Below are 18,273 nucleotides of genomic sequence, written 5' to 3'. Positions count from 1 at the left end.
TCGTAGGTTACGACACCGTAGGTTAAGGCCCGAATAAGCGAGGGGCCAAGCCCGGCCCCTGGATCACCTCGCGATCACCTCAGGTCGTCCACGTTCCCGCGCCCCCTCACCGCTCCCGCAGCCGCACGGAAAGGCAGGTCACACACCCTTCGAGCTTCTCGAACTCGCTGATGTCGACCGGCACCGGTTCATGGCCCAGATCCGACAGCAGTTCGGCGGTCCGCGGCGCGCTCGCCGCGATCAGCAGCTTCCCGCCGCCGAGCAGGACGACGTGCGAGCCCGGCTCCTCCGGTACGGAGAGCCGGCGCGGGAAGGGCGACCAGTCGTCCACCAGCGGGTCGAAACCGATGACCGTGGAGTCGGGCAGCGCGGTCACCGCGGACTTGAGGTGCAGCACCTTCGTGACGGGTACGGCCACCACCCGCGCGCCGAGCGGTTCGAAGGCGGCGCGGAGCTGTTCCACCCCCGCCGCGTTCGTCCGGCCGCCCTGGCCCACGTAGACCGTGTCGCCGGTCCTGAGGACATCGCCGCCGTCCAGCGTGCCGGGCTCCCGTATCCGGGTGACCGTGTGGCCGAGCCGGACCAGTTCCTCCTCGACCGCGGCGGTCTCGGGGCGGCGGGAGGGGGCGCCGGGGCGGCAGATCAGCGCGACACCGCGGAACAGCACGACGGTGTCCTCCACGAACACCCCGTCCGGGCAGTCGTCGGCCGGCGCCACCTCGACGGTCTCCCAGCCGTGCGCGCGCAGCGTCGCGCCGTACCGCTCCCACTGCTCGACGGCGAGCGCGGGGTCGACCGGGGTCCGTTCGAGATGGGTGACCAGCCCTTCGGTGAGGCGCGGGCTCGGGCGTCGGATCAGTGCTTTTCCGTGGGGCACGGGTGTTCCTCCGTATCGTCCGGTGCGTGCGTGCGTGCGGCGGGCCGGACCGGTGGCGGGCCGGCCACCGGTACGGGGACGGGCCGGCGGGCCCGCGCCGGTACCGGCCCGCCCATCATCACCCGTGTTCCGCCGCCCGCACCTCCTCCGCGTCGGTGTCCCGCAGCTCGCCGTCGAGCAGCAGCCAGCGCGTGATACCGATCGACTCCAGGAACGGCACGTCGTGACTGGCCACGATCACCGCGCCCCGGTACGACTCCAGTGCCGCCGTGAGCCGGCGGACGGACGCCATGTCCAGGTTGTTCGTCGGCTCGTCGAGCAGCAGCAGCCGGGGCGCCGGTTCCGCGAGCAGCAGCGCGGCGAGCGAGGCCCGGAACCGCTCGCCGCCCGAGAGGCTCCCGGCCCGCTGGTCGGCCCGCGCGCCCCGGAAGAGGAAGCGCGCCAGCCGGGACCTGATCTGCTGGTTGGTCGCCGCGGGCGCGAAGCGGGCGACGTTCTCGGCCACGGTGAGCGCGTCGTCCAGCACGTCGAGCCGCTGCGGCAGGAAGCGCAGCGGGACATGGGCCAGCGCCTCGCCGGACTCGGGCGGCAACTCCCCGGCGACGGTGCGCAGCAGCGTCGTCTTCCCCGCGCCGTTCCGGCCGACCAGCGCGATCCGTTCGGGGCCGTGGATCGCGTACTCGCCGCAGACCTCGGCCCCGTACCGCAGCCGCAGGTCGCGCAGGGTCAGTACGCCGCGTCCCGGGTGGACGACGGTGTGCGGCAGGTCGATCCGGACCTCGTCGTCGTCCCGTACCGCCTCCACCGCCTCGTCCAGCCGCTCCTTCGCCTCGGCGAGCCGCTCGGTGTGCAGGATCCGGTGCTTGCCCGCGGACTCCTGGGCCGCCTGCTTGCGCCCGTTCATGACGATCTTCGGCTCCCGCTTGGTGTCCGACATCTTCTGGCCGAATCGCTTGCGCCGGGCCAATTTGACCTGGGCGTCGGCGAGTTCGCGCTTCTGGCGCTGTACGTCGGCCTCCGCGACCCGCACCATACGGGCGGCCGCCTCCTGTTCCTGGGCGAGCGCCTCCTCGTAGGCGGAGAAGGCGCCGCCGTACCAGCGCACCTCGCCGTCGCGCAGATCGGCGATCTGGTCGACGCGCTCCAGGAGTTCACGGTCGTGGCTGACCACGACGAGGGTGCCGGACCAGGAGTCGACGGCGTCGTACAGCCGCCGCCGGGCGCGCAGATCGAGGTTGTTGGTCGGCTCGTCCAGCAGCAGCACGTCCGGCCGGGCGAGCAGCAGCGCGGCCAGGCCGAGCAGCACGCACTCGCCGCCCGACATCTCGCCGACCGTACGGTCGAGGCCGAGCCCGCCGAGACCGAGGTGATCGAGGGTGGCCCGGGCGCGTTCCTCCACGTCCCAGTCGTCGCCGACCGCGGTGAAGTGCTCCTCGCTCGCGTCGCCCGCCTCGATGGCGTGCAGCGCGGCGCGGGCCGCGGCGACACCGAGCGCCTCGTCCACCCGCAGGGCGGTGTCGAGCGTCACGGTCTGGGGGAGGAAGCCGATGTCGCCGTTGATCGCGATCCGGCCCTCGGCCGGGGCGAGTTCGCCCGCGATCAGCTTCAACAGGGTGGACTTGCCCGACCCGTTGAGACCGATGAGCCCGGTCCTGCCGGGGCCGATCGCGAGTTGGAGGTCATGGAACACCTCGGTCCCGTCCGGCCAGGCGAACGAGAGCGCGGTGCAGGTGATGTGGGCGGGGGCGGCGGACATACACGTCTCCGGTTGCTGCGGGGTTCAGGGGTCAGGGCAACGGATGGAGACACCGCGAGCAGGAGGGAAGTCCAGGTCGAGGGGACGGCTCGGCAGCCGAGGTCACACACGAGGCGGACAGCCGGAGGAAAGCACGGCTGTGCGGCACGGTGTCTCAGGACCTCAGATGCGCAACGGTCCACTCCGATCGACGACAACAGGACCACGGAACACGGTACGAGGCCGTCCGGCGGCGGTCAAAGGAATTAACTGCGGCGCAGGGGGGAGTGCTTTCCGGCGGGGCGCTGTCCGTCGCGGCGGGACCGGGGAGGCCGGGCGGGGGAGCCCGGGCCGCGGGCGGGGGGCGTCGTCGTCAGCGCGCGTCGCGCAGCAGTTCCGTCAGATCGTGGTCCAGGTCGAGATAGAGATGCTCCCGTCCGGCCGGGACCAGGCACTGCGAGCGCTCCAGGAACCGGCGCAGCTCCGCCGTGCGCAGATGCACCATCGCGGTGCCCTCGGGCGCGTGGAACTCCAGGACCGTACGGCCGTAGCCGAAGGGCCGCACCCGCACGTCGCCGACGCCCGCCGCCTCGGTCATCCCCTTCGCCAGCAGCTCACGGGAGAACTCCCAGGTGACCTCGGTGCCTTCGAGTGTCGCCGGGGGCGGGAACTCCATCCGTACGGCGAACGGGTCGGCCCGGTCGTAACAGAGCATCGCGGGGACGGTCTCCATCCGGGGAGAGGGCGAGACCAGCCGGGCCTGCACGGCCTGTTCGATGACGGGCGACATGGCCTGCTCCCCTTCGTCGGATCCGGACTGTGCCGGGCTCATCCCTACGGGTTCGGTACTCCCCTAAAGGGAAAGACGGTGGAGCGGCTCAATACGTGCTCCGAATCCGGAGTGAGCTGTGTCACCGTACGGTGATCTGTGTCACACCGTTCCGGCGGCCGTCGCGTCGGCGGCCGGAACGGGCGGCGGCCGGGTGCCGCGGCGGTCAAGTGGCCGCCGCATAAGGTGTGGTCATCATGACGACGATCAGGACACCCGCCGACGAGGCCGAGGCGCGCGCCGTCCAGGACGAACTGCGCGGGCGTGTCGTGCTCGACGAGGCGGGCCCGCCGTCCGGCACGGGACTGGTGACCGGCGTGGACGTGGCCTACGACGACGAGCGGGACATCGTGGCCGCCGCGGCGGTCGTCCTCGACGCCGCCACTCTCGCCGTGGTCGACCGGGCCACCGCCGTGGGCCGGGTGGCCTTCCCGTACGTCCCGGGCCTGCTGGCCTTCCGGGAGATCCCGACCGTGCTCGCCGCGCTCGGCTCGCTCACCGCCGGGCCCGGGCTGATCGTCTGCGACGGGTACGGCCGGGCCCACCCGCGCCGGTTCGGGCTCGCCTCCCATCTGGGCGTGGTCACCGGACACCCGGTGATCGGGGTGGCGAAGAACCCGTTCACGTTCTCGTACGCGGACCCCGGCGACCGGCGCGGCGACTGGGCGCCGCTCCTCGCCGACGACGGCGAGGAGGTCGGCCGCGCGCTGCGCACCCGGGCGGGCGTGAAGCCGGTCTTCGTCTCGGTCGGCCACCGCGTCGGCCTCGACACCGCCTGCGCCCACACCCTGCGGCTGACGCCCGAGTACCGTCTGCCGGAGACCACCCGGCGGGCCGACGCGCTCTGCCGCGAGGCGCTGCGCGCGGCGGTCGCGGGGCCGGACGGCGCTCTCAGACGGTGACCTGCGGCTGTGCCGGGCCGAGGTAGTACACCTCGGTCTTTTCGCTGTGCGGGACGAGCAGTCCGTGCAGCTCCTCGGCCGCGGCCTTGAGGAGGTCGCCGTCCCGGTCGGCGTCGACGGTTTCGAGGAGGAACGCGACGCGGGCGGAGTCCTCGGTGACGCGGGTGCGGTGCGCGTCGCGGTGGTTCCAGTGGCGCGTCAGCACGCCGCTGGTGTCCGCGTAGACGACCTCGCCCGGCTTGGGGGTCTCGGTGGTGTCGGGTTCGCCGAGCGGGGTGAAGGACTCGGTGCCGTCCGCGTGGCGGATCTCGATGTCGCCGGTGACCCGGTCGAGGTCGAAGGCGCCCGCGGGCAGGGCGTGCCGTACGGAGACGGCGTTGTACGCGTCGACGGCCGGGCCGATGCGCGGCAGCGCGCCCTTCTTGGCGAGCCGGCGGCCGAGCGCGTCGACGCTGGGGCGGATGCGGCGCGGGTTGGTGCCGAAGGCGCGGTAGGCCGTGTGCCACGCCTCGATGCGGGGGTCGGTCTCGTCGGCCGGGTGCCAGGTGCCGTCGGCGAGCCCCTGCTCCAGCTCCGCCAGGGCGGCGGCGGTGCGGGGCCACGGCTCCCGGCCGCGCAGGCCGGTGGCGGTCACCAGGGCGATGAGGGCGCCGGGGAAGGCGTCCGCGACGGCGGGGGTGAGGCGGAAGGCGGTCATGGGCGGGATTTCCGTTTCGTGCGTGTGTACAACGTGTGGCTGGGTGCGCGTGCGACTGGGTGCGCGTAGGCGTACGGCGTGCGCGGTGCGGGCGGACGGGCCGCGTCGCCGCACCCTCTATCATTCCAATGGAACGACCGAACCGTACAGCAGGTCGACCGAGATGCGTCAATCAACCGACCGCACGGTGCATTCGAATGGTCGGGCGGTGAGTGAGGAAGTGATCGGATGGCCGAGACGGCCACGGCCCTGCGGACGCTCGCGCACAACGTCCGGACGGCCCGTGCCCGCGCGGGCCTCTCGCTCGACGAGCTGGGCAGGCGCGCCCAGGTCAGCAAGGGGGCCCTGGTGGGGCTGGAGAAGGCCCAGGGCAACCCCAACTTCGCCACCCTGGTCCGGCTCGCCGACACCCTCGGCGTCTCGGTGTCCGCCCTGCTGGAGGGGCCGGCCGAAGGCCGCGTCCGTATCGTCGCCGCCGACGCCGTCGCGCCCCTGTGGACCGGGGAACGGGGCGGGGAGGCCCGGCTCATGCTGACGACCTCGGGCCCGGCGCCCGTCGAGGTCTGGCGCTGGCGGCTGGAACCGGACGAGGAGTACCCCAGCCACCCCCACCAGGCCGGAGTCGTGGAGACCGTCAGCGTCACCGCCGGGCGGATGACCCTCGTCGTCGACGGCACCGAGCACGCCGTCGAAGCCGGGCAGACCGCCACGTTCGACGGTGACGCCCCCCACGCCTACCGCGGCGCCGGCACCGGAACCTGCCACCTGGTCATGACCGTCCACCTGCCGCCCGGCCCCGCCGCTTCCTGAACCGCCGCTTCTTGATCCGCTCGGCACCCGCTTGGCCGAACACCCCGGGTACGGCATAGGCTCGGCACAGGGCTAAGCGCTTGCTCTGCCGTACTCCGCCGAGCGCCGTGGGCGGAGTGGACACGATCACTTGGGGGCCGGGATGACAGGCACGACGGACGGTCCGCTGACCGGTGTACGCGTGGTCGAGCTGGCCGGGATCGGGCCCGGCCCCTTCGCCGCGATGACGCTCGCCGACCTCGGCGCCGATGTCGTACGGGTCGACCGGCCCGGCGGCGCGGGGCTCGGTATCGACCCGGCGTACGACCTCACCAATCGCAACAAGCGCTCCGTGCTCATCGACCTCAAGGCCGAGGACGGCCCGGCCCGCGTCCTCGATCTCGTCGAGCGCGCCGACATCCTGATCGAGGGGTACCGCCCCGGTGTCGCCGAGCGGCTGGGCGTCGGCCCGGAGGAGTGCCACGGCCGCAATCCACGGCTGGTGTACGGCCGGATGACCGGCTGGGGCCAGGAGGGGCCGCTCGCCGACCGCGCGGGACACGACATCGGCTACATCGCCGTCTCCGGCGCCCTCTCCATGATCGGCAAGGCGGAGGAGCCGCCCGCGCTCCCCGCCAACCTGCTCGGGGACTACGCGGGCGGCGCGCTCTACCTCGTCATCGGCGTCCTCGCGGCGCTCCGGCACGCCCGCACCCCGGACGGCGCCGGGCAGGTCGTGGACGCGGCGATCGTGGACGGCACCGCCCATCTCACCACCATGATCCACGCCATGATGGGCGCCGGCGGCTGGCAGGACCGGCGCGGTGCCAACCTGCTGGACGGCGGCAGCCCCTTCTACGGCTCGTACGAGACCTCCGACGGCGGATACATGGCGGTCGGCGCCCTGGAGAAGCGCTTCTACAACGAGTTCGTCGAACTGCTCGGACTGACCGGCGAGATCCCCGACCGCAGGGACTTCGCGCGCTGGGACGAGCTGCGGGACGCCGTGGCCGCCCGGTTCAGGACCCGGACGCGCCGGGAATGGACCGACGTCTTCGCGGGCTCCGACGCCTGCGTCGCCCCCGTGCTCTCGCTGCGCGAGGCGCCCAGCCACCCCCACCTGGCGGCCCGTGGCACCTTCACCGACCACGCGGGCCTCGTCCAGCCCGCGCCGGCGCCCCGCTTCTCCGCCACACCGGGGTCGGTACGCCGCCCGCCCGCACGGCCGGGGGCGGACAACGCCGAGGTCGCCCGCGACTGGGGCCTGCCTGATCCGTCCGGGGCGCCGGAAAGCCCCGAAGGGGCTGACAGGTCCGGTCCGGCCTGAGCCACCCGTCCACCAGTCCCCTCCCGCCCGCTCTTCCCGTCCACCCGCAACGGAAGGCAGCCGCCGTGACCACCGAAGCGTTCGTCTACGAAGCGATCCGCACCCCGCGCGGCCGCGGCAAGGCCAACGGGGCCCTGCACGGCACCAAGCCCATCGACCTCGTCGTCGGCCTCATCCACGAGCTGCGCCGCCGGCTGCCCGGACTCGACCCGGCCGCCGTCGACGACATCGTGCTCGGCGTGGTGAGCCCGCTCGGTGACCAGGGCTCGGACATCGCCCGTATCGCGGCCATCGCCGCCGGACTGCCCGACACGGTCGCCGGCGTCCAGGAGAACCGCTTCTGCGCCTCCGGCCTCGAAGCCGTCAACCTGGCCGCCGCCAAGGTCCGCTCCGGCTGGGAGGACCTGGTCCTCGCGGGCGGCGTCGAGTCGATGTCCCGCGTGCCGATGGGGTCCGACGGCGGAGCCTGGGCGATGGACCCGATGACCAGCTTCGCCACCGGCTTCGCGCCCCAGGGCATCGGCGCCGACCTGATCGCCACCCTCGGCGGCTACAGCAGGCGCGACGTGGACGAGTTCGCCGCGCTCTCCCAGGAACGGGCCGCCGCGGCTTGGAAGGACGGCCGCTTCGCGCGCTCCGTCGTGCCCGTACGCGACCGCAACGGACTCACCGTCCTCGACCATGACGAACACCCGCGCCCCGGCACCACCGCCGAGTCGCTCGCCGCGCTCAGGCCGTCCTTCGCGGAGATCGGCGAGAAGGGCGGCTTCGACGCCGTCGTCCTGCAGAAGTACCACTGGGTCGAGCGGATCGACCACGTCCACCACGCGGGCAACTCCTCCGGCATCGTGGACGGCGCGGCCCTCGTCGCCGTCGGCTCCCGGGAGACGGGGGAGCGGTACGGGCTCACGCCGCGCGCCCGGATCGTCTCCGCGGCGGTCTCCGGATCCGAGCCGACCATCATGCTGACCGGCCCGGCGCCCGCCACCCGCAAGGCCCTCGCCAAGGCCGGACTGACCATCGACGACATCGACCTGGTCGAGATCAACGAGGCGTTCGCCGCGGTCGTCCTGCGCTTCGTCGACGAGATGGGGCTCTCCCTGGACAAGGTCAACGTCAACGGCGGTGCCATCGCGCTCGGCCATCCCCTCGGGGCCACCGGCGCGATGATCCTCGGCACCCTCGTCGACGAACTGGAGCGCAGGGACCAGCGGTACGGCCTCGCCACGCTCTGCGTCGGCGGGGGCATGGGTGTCGCCACCGTCATCGAGCGTCTCTGACCGGCCGTTTCCCTCTCCTCTCCCCCTACGGAGCAGCAGCATGAGCGAGCCCACCCCCGCCACGCCGAGCACCCCCGCCACGCCGAGCACCCCCGCGACCGCCGACGCCTCCGCCATTCGATGGGAGCGGGACGCCACGGGTGTCGTCACCCTCACCCTGGACGACCCCGGCCGGTCGGCCAACACCATGAACCAGGCGTTCCGGGACTCCGTCACCACCGTCGCCGACCGCGCCGAGGCCGAGCGGGACACCATCCGCGGCATCATCGTCACCTCCGCCAAGAAGACCTTCTTCGCGGGCGGCGACCTCAAGGACATGATCACGCTGGGGCCCGCCGACGCCCAGCGGGTCTTCGACGAGTCCCTGGCCGTCAAGCACGCCCTGCGCCGGATCGAGACCCTCGGCAAACCGGTGGTCGCCGCCCTCAACGGCGCGGCCCTGGGCGGCGGTTACGAGATCGCGCTGGCCTGCCACCACCGCGTCGCCCTCGACACCCCCGGATCCCGGATCGGGCTGCCCGAGGTCACCCTCGGACTGCTGCCCGCGGCCGGCGGGGTCGTCCGTACCGTACGGCTCATGGGCATCGCCGACGCCCTCCTCAAGGTCCTGCTCCAGGGCACCCGGTATTCCCCGCGGCGCGCGCTGGACGCCGGACTGGTCCACGAAGTCGCCGCCACCCCCGAGGAGATGCTGGCCCGCGCGCACGCCTTCATCGACGCGCACCCCGAGTCGCACCAGCCCTGGGACGTCAAGGGGTACCGGATCCCCGGCGGCACGCCCGCCTCCCCGCGCCTGGCCGCCCACCTCCCCGCGTTCCCCGCGAACCTGAAGAAGGAGCTGGCCGGCGCCCCCTACCCGGCGCCGCGCAACATCCTCGCGGCGGCCGTCGAGGGCGCGCAGGTCGACTTCTCGACCGCGGGCACCATCGAGGCGCGCTACTTCACCGAACTGGTCACCGGACAGACCGCGAAGAACATGATGCAGGCGTTCTTCTTCGACCTCCAGGCCGTCAACTCCGGTGCGAGCAGGCCCCGGGGCATCGCGCCCCGCGAGGTCCGCAAGGTCGCCGTGATCGGCGCCGGGATGATGGGCGCGGGCATCGCCTACTCCTGCGCGCGCGCCGGTCTGGACGTCGTCCTCAAGGACGTCTCCGCGGAAGCCGCCGCCCGGGGCAAGGCGTACGCGGAGAAGCGGCTCGCCAAGGCGCTCGCCCGGGGCCGTACGACCGAGGCCGACCGGGACGCGCTGCTCGCCCGGATCACCCCCACCGCGGACCCGGCGGACCTGTCCGGCTGCGACGCGGTGATCGAGGCCGTGTTCGAGGACACCACGCTCAAGCACCAGGTGTTCCAGGAGCTCCAGGAAACCGTCGCACCCGACGCGCTGCTCTGCTCCAACACCTCCACCCTGCCCATCGGCCTGCTCGCCGAAGGCGTGTCGCGCCCGGCGGACTTCATCGGACTGCACTTCTTCTCTCCGGCCGACAGGATGCCGCTGGTCGAGATCGTCAGGGGCGCACGGACCGGGGACGAGGCACTGGCCCGCGCCTTCGACCTGGTGCGCCGGATCAACAAGACCCCGATCGTCGTCAACGACTCGCGCGGCTTCTTCACCTCCCGTGTCATCGGGCACTTCCTCAACGAGGGTGTCGCGATGATCGGCGAGGGGCTGGAGCCCGCCTCCGTCGAACAGGCCGCCGCGCAGGCCGGCTACCCGGCCAAGGTCCTCGCCCTGATGGACGAGCTGACCCTCACGCTGCCCCGCAGGATCCGCGCGGAGACGCGGCGCGCCGTCGAGGAGGCCGGGGGCGACTGGACCGGGCACCCCGCCGACGAGGTCGTCGACCGGATGGTGGAGGAGTTCGGCCGCCCCGGTCGCGCGGGCGGCGCGGGCTTCTACGAGTACGGCGAGGACGGCGCGCGCCTCGGACTCTGGCCGGGGCTGCGGACCCACTTCGGCACGGGCGACACCGATGTGCCGCTGCGCGACATGCGGGAGCGCATGCTCTTCGCCGAGGCGCTGGAGTCCGTCCGCTGTCTGGAGGAGAACGTCCTGACCTCGGTCGCCGACGCCAACATCGGCTCCCTCCTGGGCATCGGCTTCCCGGGCTGGACCGGGGGCGTGCTCCAGTACGTCAACGGGTACGAGGGCGGGCTGCCCGGCTTCGTCGCGCGCGCCCGCGAGCTGGCGGAGCTGTACGGGGAGCGGTTCGCGCCGCCGGCGGCGCTGGTCGCGAAGGCGGAGCGGGGCGAGACGTTCCGGGACGCGTAGGGCCCGTCAGGCGCTGGGCGTCTGCTGTCAGGCGTCCGCCGTCAGGTAGGCGATGACCATGTCGCCCAGCATGGTGCGGTAGTGCTCGCGGCGGTCCGGGGCGGTGAGGTCACGGCCGAAGAGGGTGCCGAAGGTGTGCCGGTTGGAGACCCGGAAGAAGCAGAACGAGCTGATCATCGCGTGCAGGTCGAGGGCGTCGACCTCGGCGGTGAAGACGCCCTTCGCCCTGCCCTCCTCCAGGATCCGGCGGATGACGTCGATGGCCGGGGAGTTGAGCGAGCCGAGCGTGGCCGAGGCCTTGATGTGCTCGGCCTCGTGGATGTTCTCGATGCTGACCAGCCGGATGAAGTCCGGGTGCGCCTCGTGGTGGTCGAAGGTGACCTCGGCGAGCCGCCTGATCGCGGACTCCGGGTCGAGATGCTCGACGTCGATGTGCTGCTCGATCGCGCGGATCACCCCGTACGCCCGCTCCAGGACGGTGGTGAAGAGCTGCTCCTTGCTGCCGAAGTAGTAGTAGATCATCCGCTTGGTGGTGTGGATGTGCGCGGCGATCTCGTCCACCCGGGCACCCGCGAAGCCGACCCGGGCGAACTCCCGTGTCGCCGCGTCGAGGATCTCCTCGCGGGTCCGCGCCGCGTCCCGGGTCCGTGTGGCGGGCGGGGGCGGCGGGGGGACAGCGGCTGCCATACGGCTCCTCGTGGCGTCGGCGTCGGGCCCGGGTCGGGCACGGTGCGCCGGGCGTCCCAGTCTATCGAGACGCCCCTGCCCCGCCCGGCCGCCACCGCACCCGTCCGCCCGCCCCGGACGGGGCGCGCGCGGTGGGCTCACGCGGTGCGCTGTGCCGCGGGAGCGCCGACGAGGTCGGCGAGATCGGCGAGCATCCGCTCCGTGTGCGGCTCCCGTCCCGTGAAGAGCCGGAAGGCGTCCGCCGCCTGGAAGACGGCCATGGCGCCGCCGTCCAGCGTCGGGCAGCCGATCTCCCGGGCCAGCCGCAGCAGTTCGGTGTCGAGCGGCCGGTAGACGACCTCGGCCACCCACAGTCCGGGCCGGAGCAGCCCGGCGGGCAGCGGCAGCCCCGGATGCCCGGCCATGCCGGTGGGGGTGGCGTGGACGAGCCCGTCGGCGTCGGCGAGCCGCGCCGCGAGCCGCTCCATCGCGACGGCACTCGCCCGCCCGGCGCCGAAGCGGCTGTTCAGCGCGTCGGAGAGCGCGGTGGCCCGCACCGGGTCGGTGTCCGCGAGGGAGAGCCGGTCCACGCCGAGCGTGAGCAGCGCGTGCGCGACGGCGGCGCCCGCCCCGCCCGCGCCGAGCTGGACGACATGCCGGATGGCCACCCCCGGCAGGCCCCGGGCGAAGGACCGGGCGAACCCGGTGGCGTCCGTGTTGTGGCCGATCGTCCGGCCGTCGCGGAGGACCACGGTGTTGACCGCGCCGAGCGCCGCCGCGGCCGGCTCCACCTCGTCCAGGTGCTCGATCACCAACTGCTTGCAGGGGTGGGTGATGTTGAGCCCGTCGAAGCCCAGTGCCCGTGCCGCCCGCAGCAGTTGGCCGACCGCCTCGGGACCGACCCCCAGCTCGTCGATGTCGATGGTGCGGTAGAGCAGGCGCAGCCCGTGCCGGTCCGCCTCCCGTTCGTGCAGCGCGGGACTGAGCGACGGGCCGATGCCCGCGCCGATCAGCCCGGTGAGGTACGAGGACCGCGGCTCGGGCGGCGTGGACGGCATCGGCGGTGCAGGCATCATCGGGGCACCCCCACCAGCCGGGCCAGCTGCGCGAGGCCCAGCGCGTAACCGTGCGCCCCGGCCCCGCAGATGACGGTGTCGGCGACGGCCGAGACGTACGAGTGGTGCCGGAACGCCTCGCGCCGGTGGATGTTGGACAGGTGCACCTCCACGACCGGGAGGTCCACGGCGGCGAGCGCGTCGCGCAGCGCCACCGAGGTGTGGCTGTAGCCGGCCGGGTTGATCACGATGCCGCGGTGCGCGGTGCGTGCCTCCTGCACGGCGTCGATGAGGACGCCCTCGTGGTTGCTCTGCCGGAAGTCGACCCGCAGGCCGAGCGGGGCCGCGGTGGTGTGGCAGAGCGCCTCGATGTCGGCGAGCGTGTCGGTGCCGTACACCGCCGGCTCCCGCAGGCCGAGCAGATTGAGATTGGGGCCGTTGAGGACGAGTACGGAGTTCTCCGCGGTCCGGTCGGACGGGTTCGGCATCGTGATCATTTCGGTCGGGCCGGACGAGTCCGGGCGGGGCGGGACGGGACCAGGGTGAGGTGAGGCGGGGCAGAACCAGGGTGAGGCGGGGCAGGGAAGGTCCTCAGGCCGAGACCGACTCCGTGGCCGGCGAGCGCGCGCCGGACGCGTCCGGCCGGGCGCCGAGTTCCGTCGTGGGTACCTTGAACGTCTCCCGGCCGGTCACCACCGCGAGCGAGCTGAGCACGCAGAAGGCGGCCGTGAAGATCGCCACACCGACCCAGTCGTCCCCGTCGGGTCCCGCGATCTGTGCCGCGAAGCTCACCGCGAACCCGGCGACGGCGAAGCCGATCTGCGTACCGATCGCCATGCCGGAGAGCCGGACCCGGGTGGAGAACATCTCCCCGTACAGGGAGGGCCAGATGCCGTTCGCCGCGCTGTAGACCACACCGAAGAAGCCGATGCCGGCGAGGAGCACCAGCGGGTAGGAGCCGGTGGAGATCGCCCACAGATAGACGAAGATCATCACCCCGGAGCCGAGCGAACCGATCAGGAAGACCGGCTTGCGGCCGATCCGGTCCGAGAGCCTCGCCCACAGCGGGATGGCGAGCAGGGCCACGGCGTTGGCGGCGACACCGACCCACAGCATCGCTGTCTTGTCCATGCCGACCGCGTCGCTGGTGGCGTACGACAGCGCCCAGACGGTGAAGATGGTGGAGACGGTCGCGATGGTGGCCGCCGCGACGACGCGCAGCACATCGGCCCAGTGGTCGCGCAGCAGATGGACGAGCGGCAGCCCGGCCGGGGCCCGGCGCGCGGACTCCTGCTGGAAGACGGGGGTCTCCTCCAGGTTGCGCCGGATCAGATAGCCGCCCACCGCGACGAGCGCGCTGAGCAGGAAGGGGATCCGCCACCCCCAGGTGTAGAGCTGGTCGTCGGGGAGCGCGGCGACCGGGATGAAGACCAGGGTGGCGAGGATCTGACCGGCCTGCGTCCCGTTGAGGGTGAAGCTGGAGTAGTAGCCGCGCCGGTGCTCCGGCGCGTGTTCCAGCGTCATCGAGCTGGCACCGGCCTGCTCGCCCGCGGCCGAGATCCCCTGGAGCATGCGCATCAGGACCAGCAGGACCGGCGCGGCGGCCCCGATCTGGTCGTACGTGGGCAGACACCCGATCAGGAACGTGGAGATGCCCATCAGGACGAGGGTCAGCACCATGACCCGGCGCCGGCCCAGCCGGTCGCCGATGTGCCCCAGGAAGAACGCGCCGATCGGCCGGGTCGCGTACGCCACCCCGAAGGTGCCGAGGGAGATCAGGGTCGCGGTCGCGGGATGGTCCGGGTTGAAGAAGACCCGGGGGAAGATCAGGGCCGCGGCGCTGCCGTAGATGAAGAAGTCGTAGTACTCCAGCGCGCTGCCGACCCAGGCGGCCACGGCCGCCTTCCGGGGCTTGCCCTGCGGCGCGGGGGACGGTTTCGAGGCGTCGAGCGAGTGAGCGGACACGCGTGCTCCTCTGGGGGAGGGGATGACAGCGGCAGGGGGGGACGGGGATGACAGCGGCCGAGAGGGGACGGGGATGACGGGGATGGCGGGGATGACGGCAGGCCGGTTCGCCGGGTCCGTCGCGCGTTAATTAACGCACTAGGTAGTTAATTACGTTGCCGAGGATCCTGGGACCGGCGTACGAAACTGTCAAGACACCGCGCGGAAACTTCTCGTCGCCCTGGACCGGCCCCGGAAACGCGCTCACCCCCCGGACGGGGAGATCCGGGGGGTGAGCGCCATGGGGGGTGGGGAAGGAGCGGCGGGAAGCCTCAGCCGAGGCCGCCGCGCCCGATGACCTGTGCGTACCAGCGCGCGCTGTCCTTGACCGTACGGCGCTGCGTCGCGAAGTCGACATGGACGACGCCGAACCGCTTGCTGTAGCCGTACGCCCACTCGAAGTTGTCCAGCAGCGACCAGAGGAAGTAGCCGCGGACCTGCGCGCCGTCCGTGATCGCCCGGTGGACGGCGTCGAGGTGGGAGTGGAGGTAGGCCACGCGCTCGGGGTCGTGGACCGCGCCGGAGGGGTCCGCGTAGTCGTCGTACGCCGCCCCGTTCTCGGTGACCATCAGCGGCGTGCCGGGCAGCTCGTCGCGGAGCCGGGTGAGCAGTTCGTACAGCCCGTCCGCGTCGACCGGCCAGTCCATGGCCGTACGCGGCCCGGGGGCCGGTACGAAGCGCACCCGGCCCTCGGCGCCCGGCCACGGCGAGGGCGTCTCCGAGGAGCCCGCGGCGACGACGGTGGGGGAGTAGTAGTTGATCCCCAGCGAGTCGATGGGCGCCGCGGCGGTCTCCAGGTCGCCGTCCCGGACGAACGACCAGTCCGTCAGAGCGGCCGTGTCGGATACCAGATCCTCCGGCAGCCGCCCGCGGAAGACCGGATCGAGGAAGATCCGGTTCCCCACGGCGTCGATCCTGCGCACCGCGTCGAGGTCGGCCGGTGTGTCGGTGAGCGGCCGCAGGGCGTGCAGGTTGAGCGTCAGCGAGATCTCGGTTCCGCGCGGTGTCGTGTCGCGCAGCGCCCGGGTGGCCAGGCCGTGGGCCAGATTGAAGTGGTGGGCGGCGCGCAGCGCGGCGGCCGGGTCCGTACGGCCGGGGGCGTGCACCCCGGAGGCGTAGCCGAGGAAGGCCGCGCACCAGGGCTCGTTGAGGGTGGTCCAGGTGGCCACCCGGTCGCCGAGGGCCTCGCCGACGAGGTGCGCGTACTCGGCGAACCGCCCCGCCGTGTCCCGCTGCGGCCAGCCGCCCGCGTCCTCCAGCTCCTGCGGCAGGTCCCAGTGGTAGAGCGTGGCGACGGGCCGGATGTCCGCCGCCAGCAGCGCGTCGGTCAGCCGCCGGTAGAAGTCGAGGCCGCGCTGTACGGCAGGGCCGCGCCCCGTGGGCTGGACGCGCGACCAGGACACCGAGAAGCGGTAGTCGGTGACGCCCAGCTCCTTGAGGAGGGCGACGTCCTCCTCCATCCGGTGGTAGTGGTCGGCGGCGATGTCACCGGTGTCGCCGTTGCGTACCCGGCCGGGCGTGCGGCTGAAGGTGTCCCAGATGGACGGGGTACGGCCGTCCTCGGCGGCGGCGCCCTCGATCTGGTACGCGGCGGTGGCCGTACCCCACCGGAAGCCGGCGGGGAAGCGGGCCGTCACGGCGGTCTGGGGGTGAGCGTCGACAGCGGTCATGAAGAGGGGCTCCCGTGAGTGAGCGACGGAACAGTGAGGGTAGGGGTGGTGCGGGTGGTGGGGGGACGGCGTGCGGGGGCCCGGACCTGGGCGCCCCGTGCGCGGGCCCGGGGTCCGGGCCCGGGGCGCCCTGGCCAGGGTCCCGGCCCGGGCGCCCCGGGCTCAGCCCTTGACGGCGCCCTGCATGATGCCGCCGACGATCTGCCGGCCCAGCAGGCCGAAGACCAGCAGCACCGGCAGGGTGCCGAGCAGGGTGCCCGCCATGATCACGGACTGGTCGTGCACATAGCCGCCGCCGAGCTGGCGCAGGGCCACCTGGACGGTCGGGTTCTGCGAGGAGAGCGCGATGATCGGCCAGAAGAAGTCGTTCCACGCGGCCATGAAGGTCAGCATCCCGAGTACCGCCATCCCCGGCCGGGCGATCGGCACGACGATCGACCAGAAGATGCGCGCGGTGGAGGCGCCGTCGACCCGGGCGGCTTCGATGAGTTCGTCGGGCAGGGACTGCACCAGGTACTGCCGCATGAAGAACACACCGAACGCGGAGACGAGCCCGGGCAGGATGACGGCCTGGAGCTGGTTGACCCACTGGAGCTCCGCGATCAGCATGAACAACGGGATCACCCCGAGCTGCGGCGGGATCATCATCGTGCCGACGGTGACGGCGAGCAGCGCGCCGCGCCCGCGGAAGCGCAGCTTGGCGAAGGCGAAGCCGGCCAGGGTGCAGCACAGCACCGTCCCCACCGTGATCGATCCCGAGACGATCAGCGAGTTGAGGAGCGCCAGGCCGATGTCGGCCTCCTCCAGCACCGCCTGGAAGTTGTCGATGAGGTGCGGCCCCGGCAGCAGGGTCGGCGGCACCTTCGCCAGATCGGCGTTGGAGCGGCTGGCCGCGACGATCGTCCAGTAGAACGGGAACGCGGAGAAGAGCAGCCCGACGGCCAGGATCGCGTACGAGAGCTTGCCGCCGTGCATCGTGCGTCCGGCGCGGCGCCGGCGCCGGGCGGGCGCCGGCCGCCGCTCCTCCCCGACGGGCGGGGACGGCGGGGTCGGCGGCGCGGTGAGTGTGGTCATCGGCCGGCCTCCTTACGCGAACGGCGGTGCGCGAGCAGGGTGTTGACCCCGACGAGGACCAGGATGACCAGGAACATCACCCAGGCGATCGCGGCGGCCCGCCCCAGGTGGAAGAAGCCCCAGCCCTGCTCGTACAGGTAGAGACCGAGCGTCTGGTACTGGTGGGAGATGCCGCCCGAGATGGACCCCTCGAAGAGCAGGGGCTCACCGAAGAGCTGGGTGGCGCCGATGGTCGAGACGACGACGGTGAAGACGATCGTCGGGCGCAGCCCGGGCAGCGTGACGTGGAGGAACTGCCGCCAGCGCGACGCGCCGTCGACCTCGGCGGCCTCGTACAGCTCGTTCGGGATGGACTGCATGCCCGCCAGGTAGATCAGCGCGTTGTATCCGGTCCAGCGCCAGATCACGATGGTCGACACGGCGATCTGCGAGGCGACGGTACCGGTCTGCCAGTCCACCGGCGAGATGCCGACCAGCCCCAGCACGTAGTTGACCAGACCGAAGTCGCGGCCGAAGAGCTGGGCGAAGACCAGGGTCGCGGCGGCGACCGAGGTCGCGTAGGGCAGCAGCATCGCCGTACGGATGAAAGTGCGGCCGCGCAGCTTGTAGTTGAGGATGTGGGCCAGCCCCAGCGCCATCACCAGTTGCGGCACGGTGGAGAGCACGCCGATGGTGAAGGTGTTGCGCAGCGCGGTCCAGAAGTAGGCGTCGGTGAAGATCGCCGTGTAGTTGCCGAGGCCGCGCCACTCCATGTCGCCCGGCGTCTGCAACTCCACCCGGTAGAGCGAGACATACGCCGTGTAGAGCAGCGGGAAGAGCCCGAAGGCGGCGAACAGCGTGAAGAACGGGGCGAGATAGGCGTACGGCGAGAACGCGCGCCAGGAGCGGCGGACGGCGGACACCCGGGACGCCGGGGGCCCCGGCGCGGGCGGGGGCGCCGCCTTCGCGGTGGCGGTGAGGGTCATGGATCGGCCTTCGCAAGCGGAGGAGAGAAGCGTGCCGGAGTCGGGGAGGGAAGAGTGCCCGGAGCCAGGAGGGAAGCGGTCCCGGCCGGTCCTGGCCCCGGTCGGTGCGGGGCCGGGACCGGCCGGGGGCC

The 18,273-nt window shown here is 72.6% G+C and carries 16 protein-coding genes; 5 read left to right on the top strand and 11 right to left on the bottom strand.

From position 1 onward, the window contains the following. Positions 1-106: 106 nt before the first annotated feature. The 3 genes from ddaH to ACFTZC_RS21410 form a co-directional block, all read right to left on the bottom strand. Complete coding sequence (ddaH, locus tag ACFTZC_RS21420) at positions 107-877, bottom strand: dimethylargininase (RefSeq protein ID WP_382891994.1); 771 nt, start codon at positions 875-877, stop codon at positions 107-109. Positions 878-995: 118 nt separating this feature from the next. Next, a complete protein-coding gene (locus ACFTZC_RS21415) occupies positions 996-2,633 on the bottom strand; it encodes an ABC-F family ATP-binding cassette domain-containing protein (RefSeq protein WP_382891990.1) in 1,638 nt (545 codons plus the stop codon). Between the two features lie 352 nt (positions 2,634-2,985). Further along, complete coding sequence (locus tag ACFTZC_RS21410) at positions 2,986-3,402, bottom strand: SsgA family sporulation/cell division regulator (protein ID WP_382891989.1); 417 nt, start codon at positions 3,400-3,402, stop codon at positions 2,986-2,988. Between the two features lie 236 nt (positions 3,403-3,638). Here ACFTZC_RS21410 and ACFTZC_RS21405 point away from each other — a divergent pair, with 236 nt between their 5' ends. Then, positions 3,639-4,343 carry an endonuclease V gene (locus ACFTZC_RS21405; protein ID WP_382891987.1) on the top strand — a complete coding sequence of 235 codons (705 nt, stop codon included), beginning with the start codon at positions 3,639-3,641 and terminating at the stop codon, positions 4,341-4,343. On the opposite strand, the gene ACFTZC_RS21400 is transcribed toward ACFTZC_RS21405, so the two are convergent. Further along, on the bottom strand, positions 4,333-5,040 hold the full coding sequence (locus ACFTZC_RS21400; protein WP_382891985.1) for a B3/4 domain-containing protein: 708 nt from the start codon (positions 5,038-5,040) through the stop codon (positions 4,333-4,335). The two genes, ACFTZC_RS21405 and ACFTZC_RS21400, sit on opposite strands and share 11 nt — an antisense overlap. 228 nt (positions 5,041-5,268) lie before the next feature. Between ACFTZC_RS21400 and ACFTZC_RS21395 the strand changes: the two genes are divergently transcribed. The 4 genes from ACFTZC_RS21395 to ACFTZC_RS21380 all read left to right on the top strand — a co-directional run bounded on the left by ACFTZC_RS21395 (position 5,269) and on the right by ACFTZC_RS21380 (position 10,708). Then, a complete protein-coding gene (locus ACFTZC_RS21395; RefSeq protein WP_382891983.1) occupies positions 5,269-5,850 on the top strand; it encodes a helix-turn-helix domain-containing protein in 582 nt (193 codons plus the stop codon). A 142-nt stretch (positions 5,851-5,992) separates the two neighbouring features. Continuing rightward, on the top strand, positions 5,993-7,156 hold the full coding sequence (locus ACFTZC_RS21390) for a CaiB/BaiF CoA transferase family protein (RefSeq protein ID WP_382891981.1): 1,164 nt from the start codon (positions 5,993-5,995) through the stop codon (positions 7,154-7,156). A gap of 65 nt (positions 7,157-7,221) precedes the next feature. Continuing rightward, entirely contained in the window at positions 7,222-8,436 is a 1,215-nt protein-coding gene (locus tag ACFTZC_RS21385; RefSeq protein WP_382891979.1) for an acetyl-CoA C-acetyltransferase, read from the top strand. 40 nt (positions 8,437-8,476) lie between these two features. Continuing rightward, positions 8,477-10,708 (top strand): 3-hydroxyacyl-CoA dehydrogenase NAD-binding domain-containing protein, encoded by a 2,232-nt coding sequence (locus ACFTZC_RS21380; protein ID WP_382891977.1) that lies wholly within the window; start codon positions 8,477-8,479, stop codon positions 10,706-10,708. Positions 10,709-10,735: 27 nt separating this feature from the next. Here the strand turns inward: ACFTZC_RS21380 and ACFTZC_RS21375 are convergent, their stop codons facing one another. The 7 genes from ACFTZC_RS21375 to ACFTZC_RS21345 form a co-directional block, all read right to left on the bottom strand. After that, positions 10,736-11,395, bottom strand: coding sequence for a TetR/AcrR family transcriptional regulator (locus ACFTZC_RS21375; RefSeq protein WP_382891976.1), 660 nt, complete (start codon positions 11,393-11,395; stop codon positions 10,736-10,738). 137 nt (positions 11,396-11,532) lie between these two features. Then, positions 11,533-12,450 carry a shikimate dehydrogenase gene (locus tag ACFTZC_RS21370; protein WP_382891974.1) on the bottom strand — a complete coding sequence of 306 codons (918 nt, stop codon included), beginning with the start codon at positions 12,448-12,450 and terminating at the stop codon, positions 11,533-11,535. Further along, positions 12,447-12,917 carry a type II 3-dehydroquinate dehydratase gene (aroQ, locus tag ACFTZC_RS21365; protein ID WP_382891972.1) on the bottom strand — a complete coding sequence of 157 codons (471 nt, stop codon included), beginning with the start codon at positions 12,915-12,917 and terminating at the stop codon, positions 12,447-12,449. The genes ACFTZC_RS21370 and aroQ overlap by 4 nt, the downstream gene beginning before the upstream one ends. A 103-nt stretch (positions 12,918-13,020) precedes the next feature. Next, positions 13,021-14,394: an MFS transporter gene (locus tag ACFTZC_RS21360; protein ID WP_382891970.1), complete on the bottom strand. Its 1,374-nt coding sequence runs from the start codon at positions 14,392-14,394 to the stop codon at positions 13,021-13,023. A 311-nt stretch (positions 14,395-14,705) separates the two neighbouring features. Continuing rightward, positions 14,706-16,103 carry a GH1 family beta-glucosidase gene (locus ACFTZC_RS21355; protein ID WP_382891968.1) on the bottom strand — a complete coding sequence of 466 codons (1,398 nt, stop codon included), beginning with the start codon at positions 16,101-16,103 and terminating at the stop codon, positions 14,706-14,708. A 162-nt stretch (positions 16,104-16,265) separates the two neighbouring features. Further along, positions 16,266-17,177: a carbohydrate ABC transporter permease gene (locus ACFTZC_RS21350; protein WP_382891966.1), complete on the bottom strand. Its 912-nt coding sequence runs from the start codon at positions 17,175-17,177 to the stop codon at positions 16,266-16,268. Continuing rightward, positions 17,174-18,142, bottom strand: a complete 969-nt coding sequence (locus ACFTZC_RS21345; RefSeq protein WP_382891964.1) for a carbohydrate ABC transporter permease — start codon at positions 18,140-18,142, stop codon at positions 17,174-17,176. The genes ACFTZC_RS21350 and ACFTZC_RS21345 overlap by 4 nt, the downstream gene beginning before the upstream one ends. Between the last annotated feature and the right edge of the window lie 131 nt (positions 18,143-18,273).

The organism is Streptomyces sp. NPDC056987 (assembly GCF_042673865.1).
In the GTDB taxonomy this organism is placed as follows: Bacteria; Actinomycetota; Actinomycetes; order Streptomycetales; family Streptomycetaceae; genus Streptomyces.
This window is presented reverse-complemented; position numbering and strand designations above follow the sequence as displayed.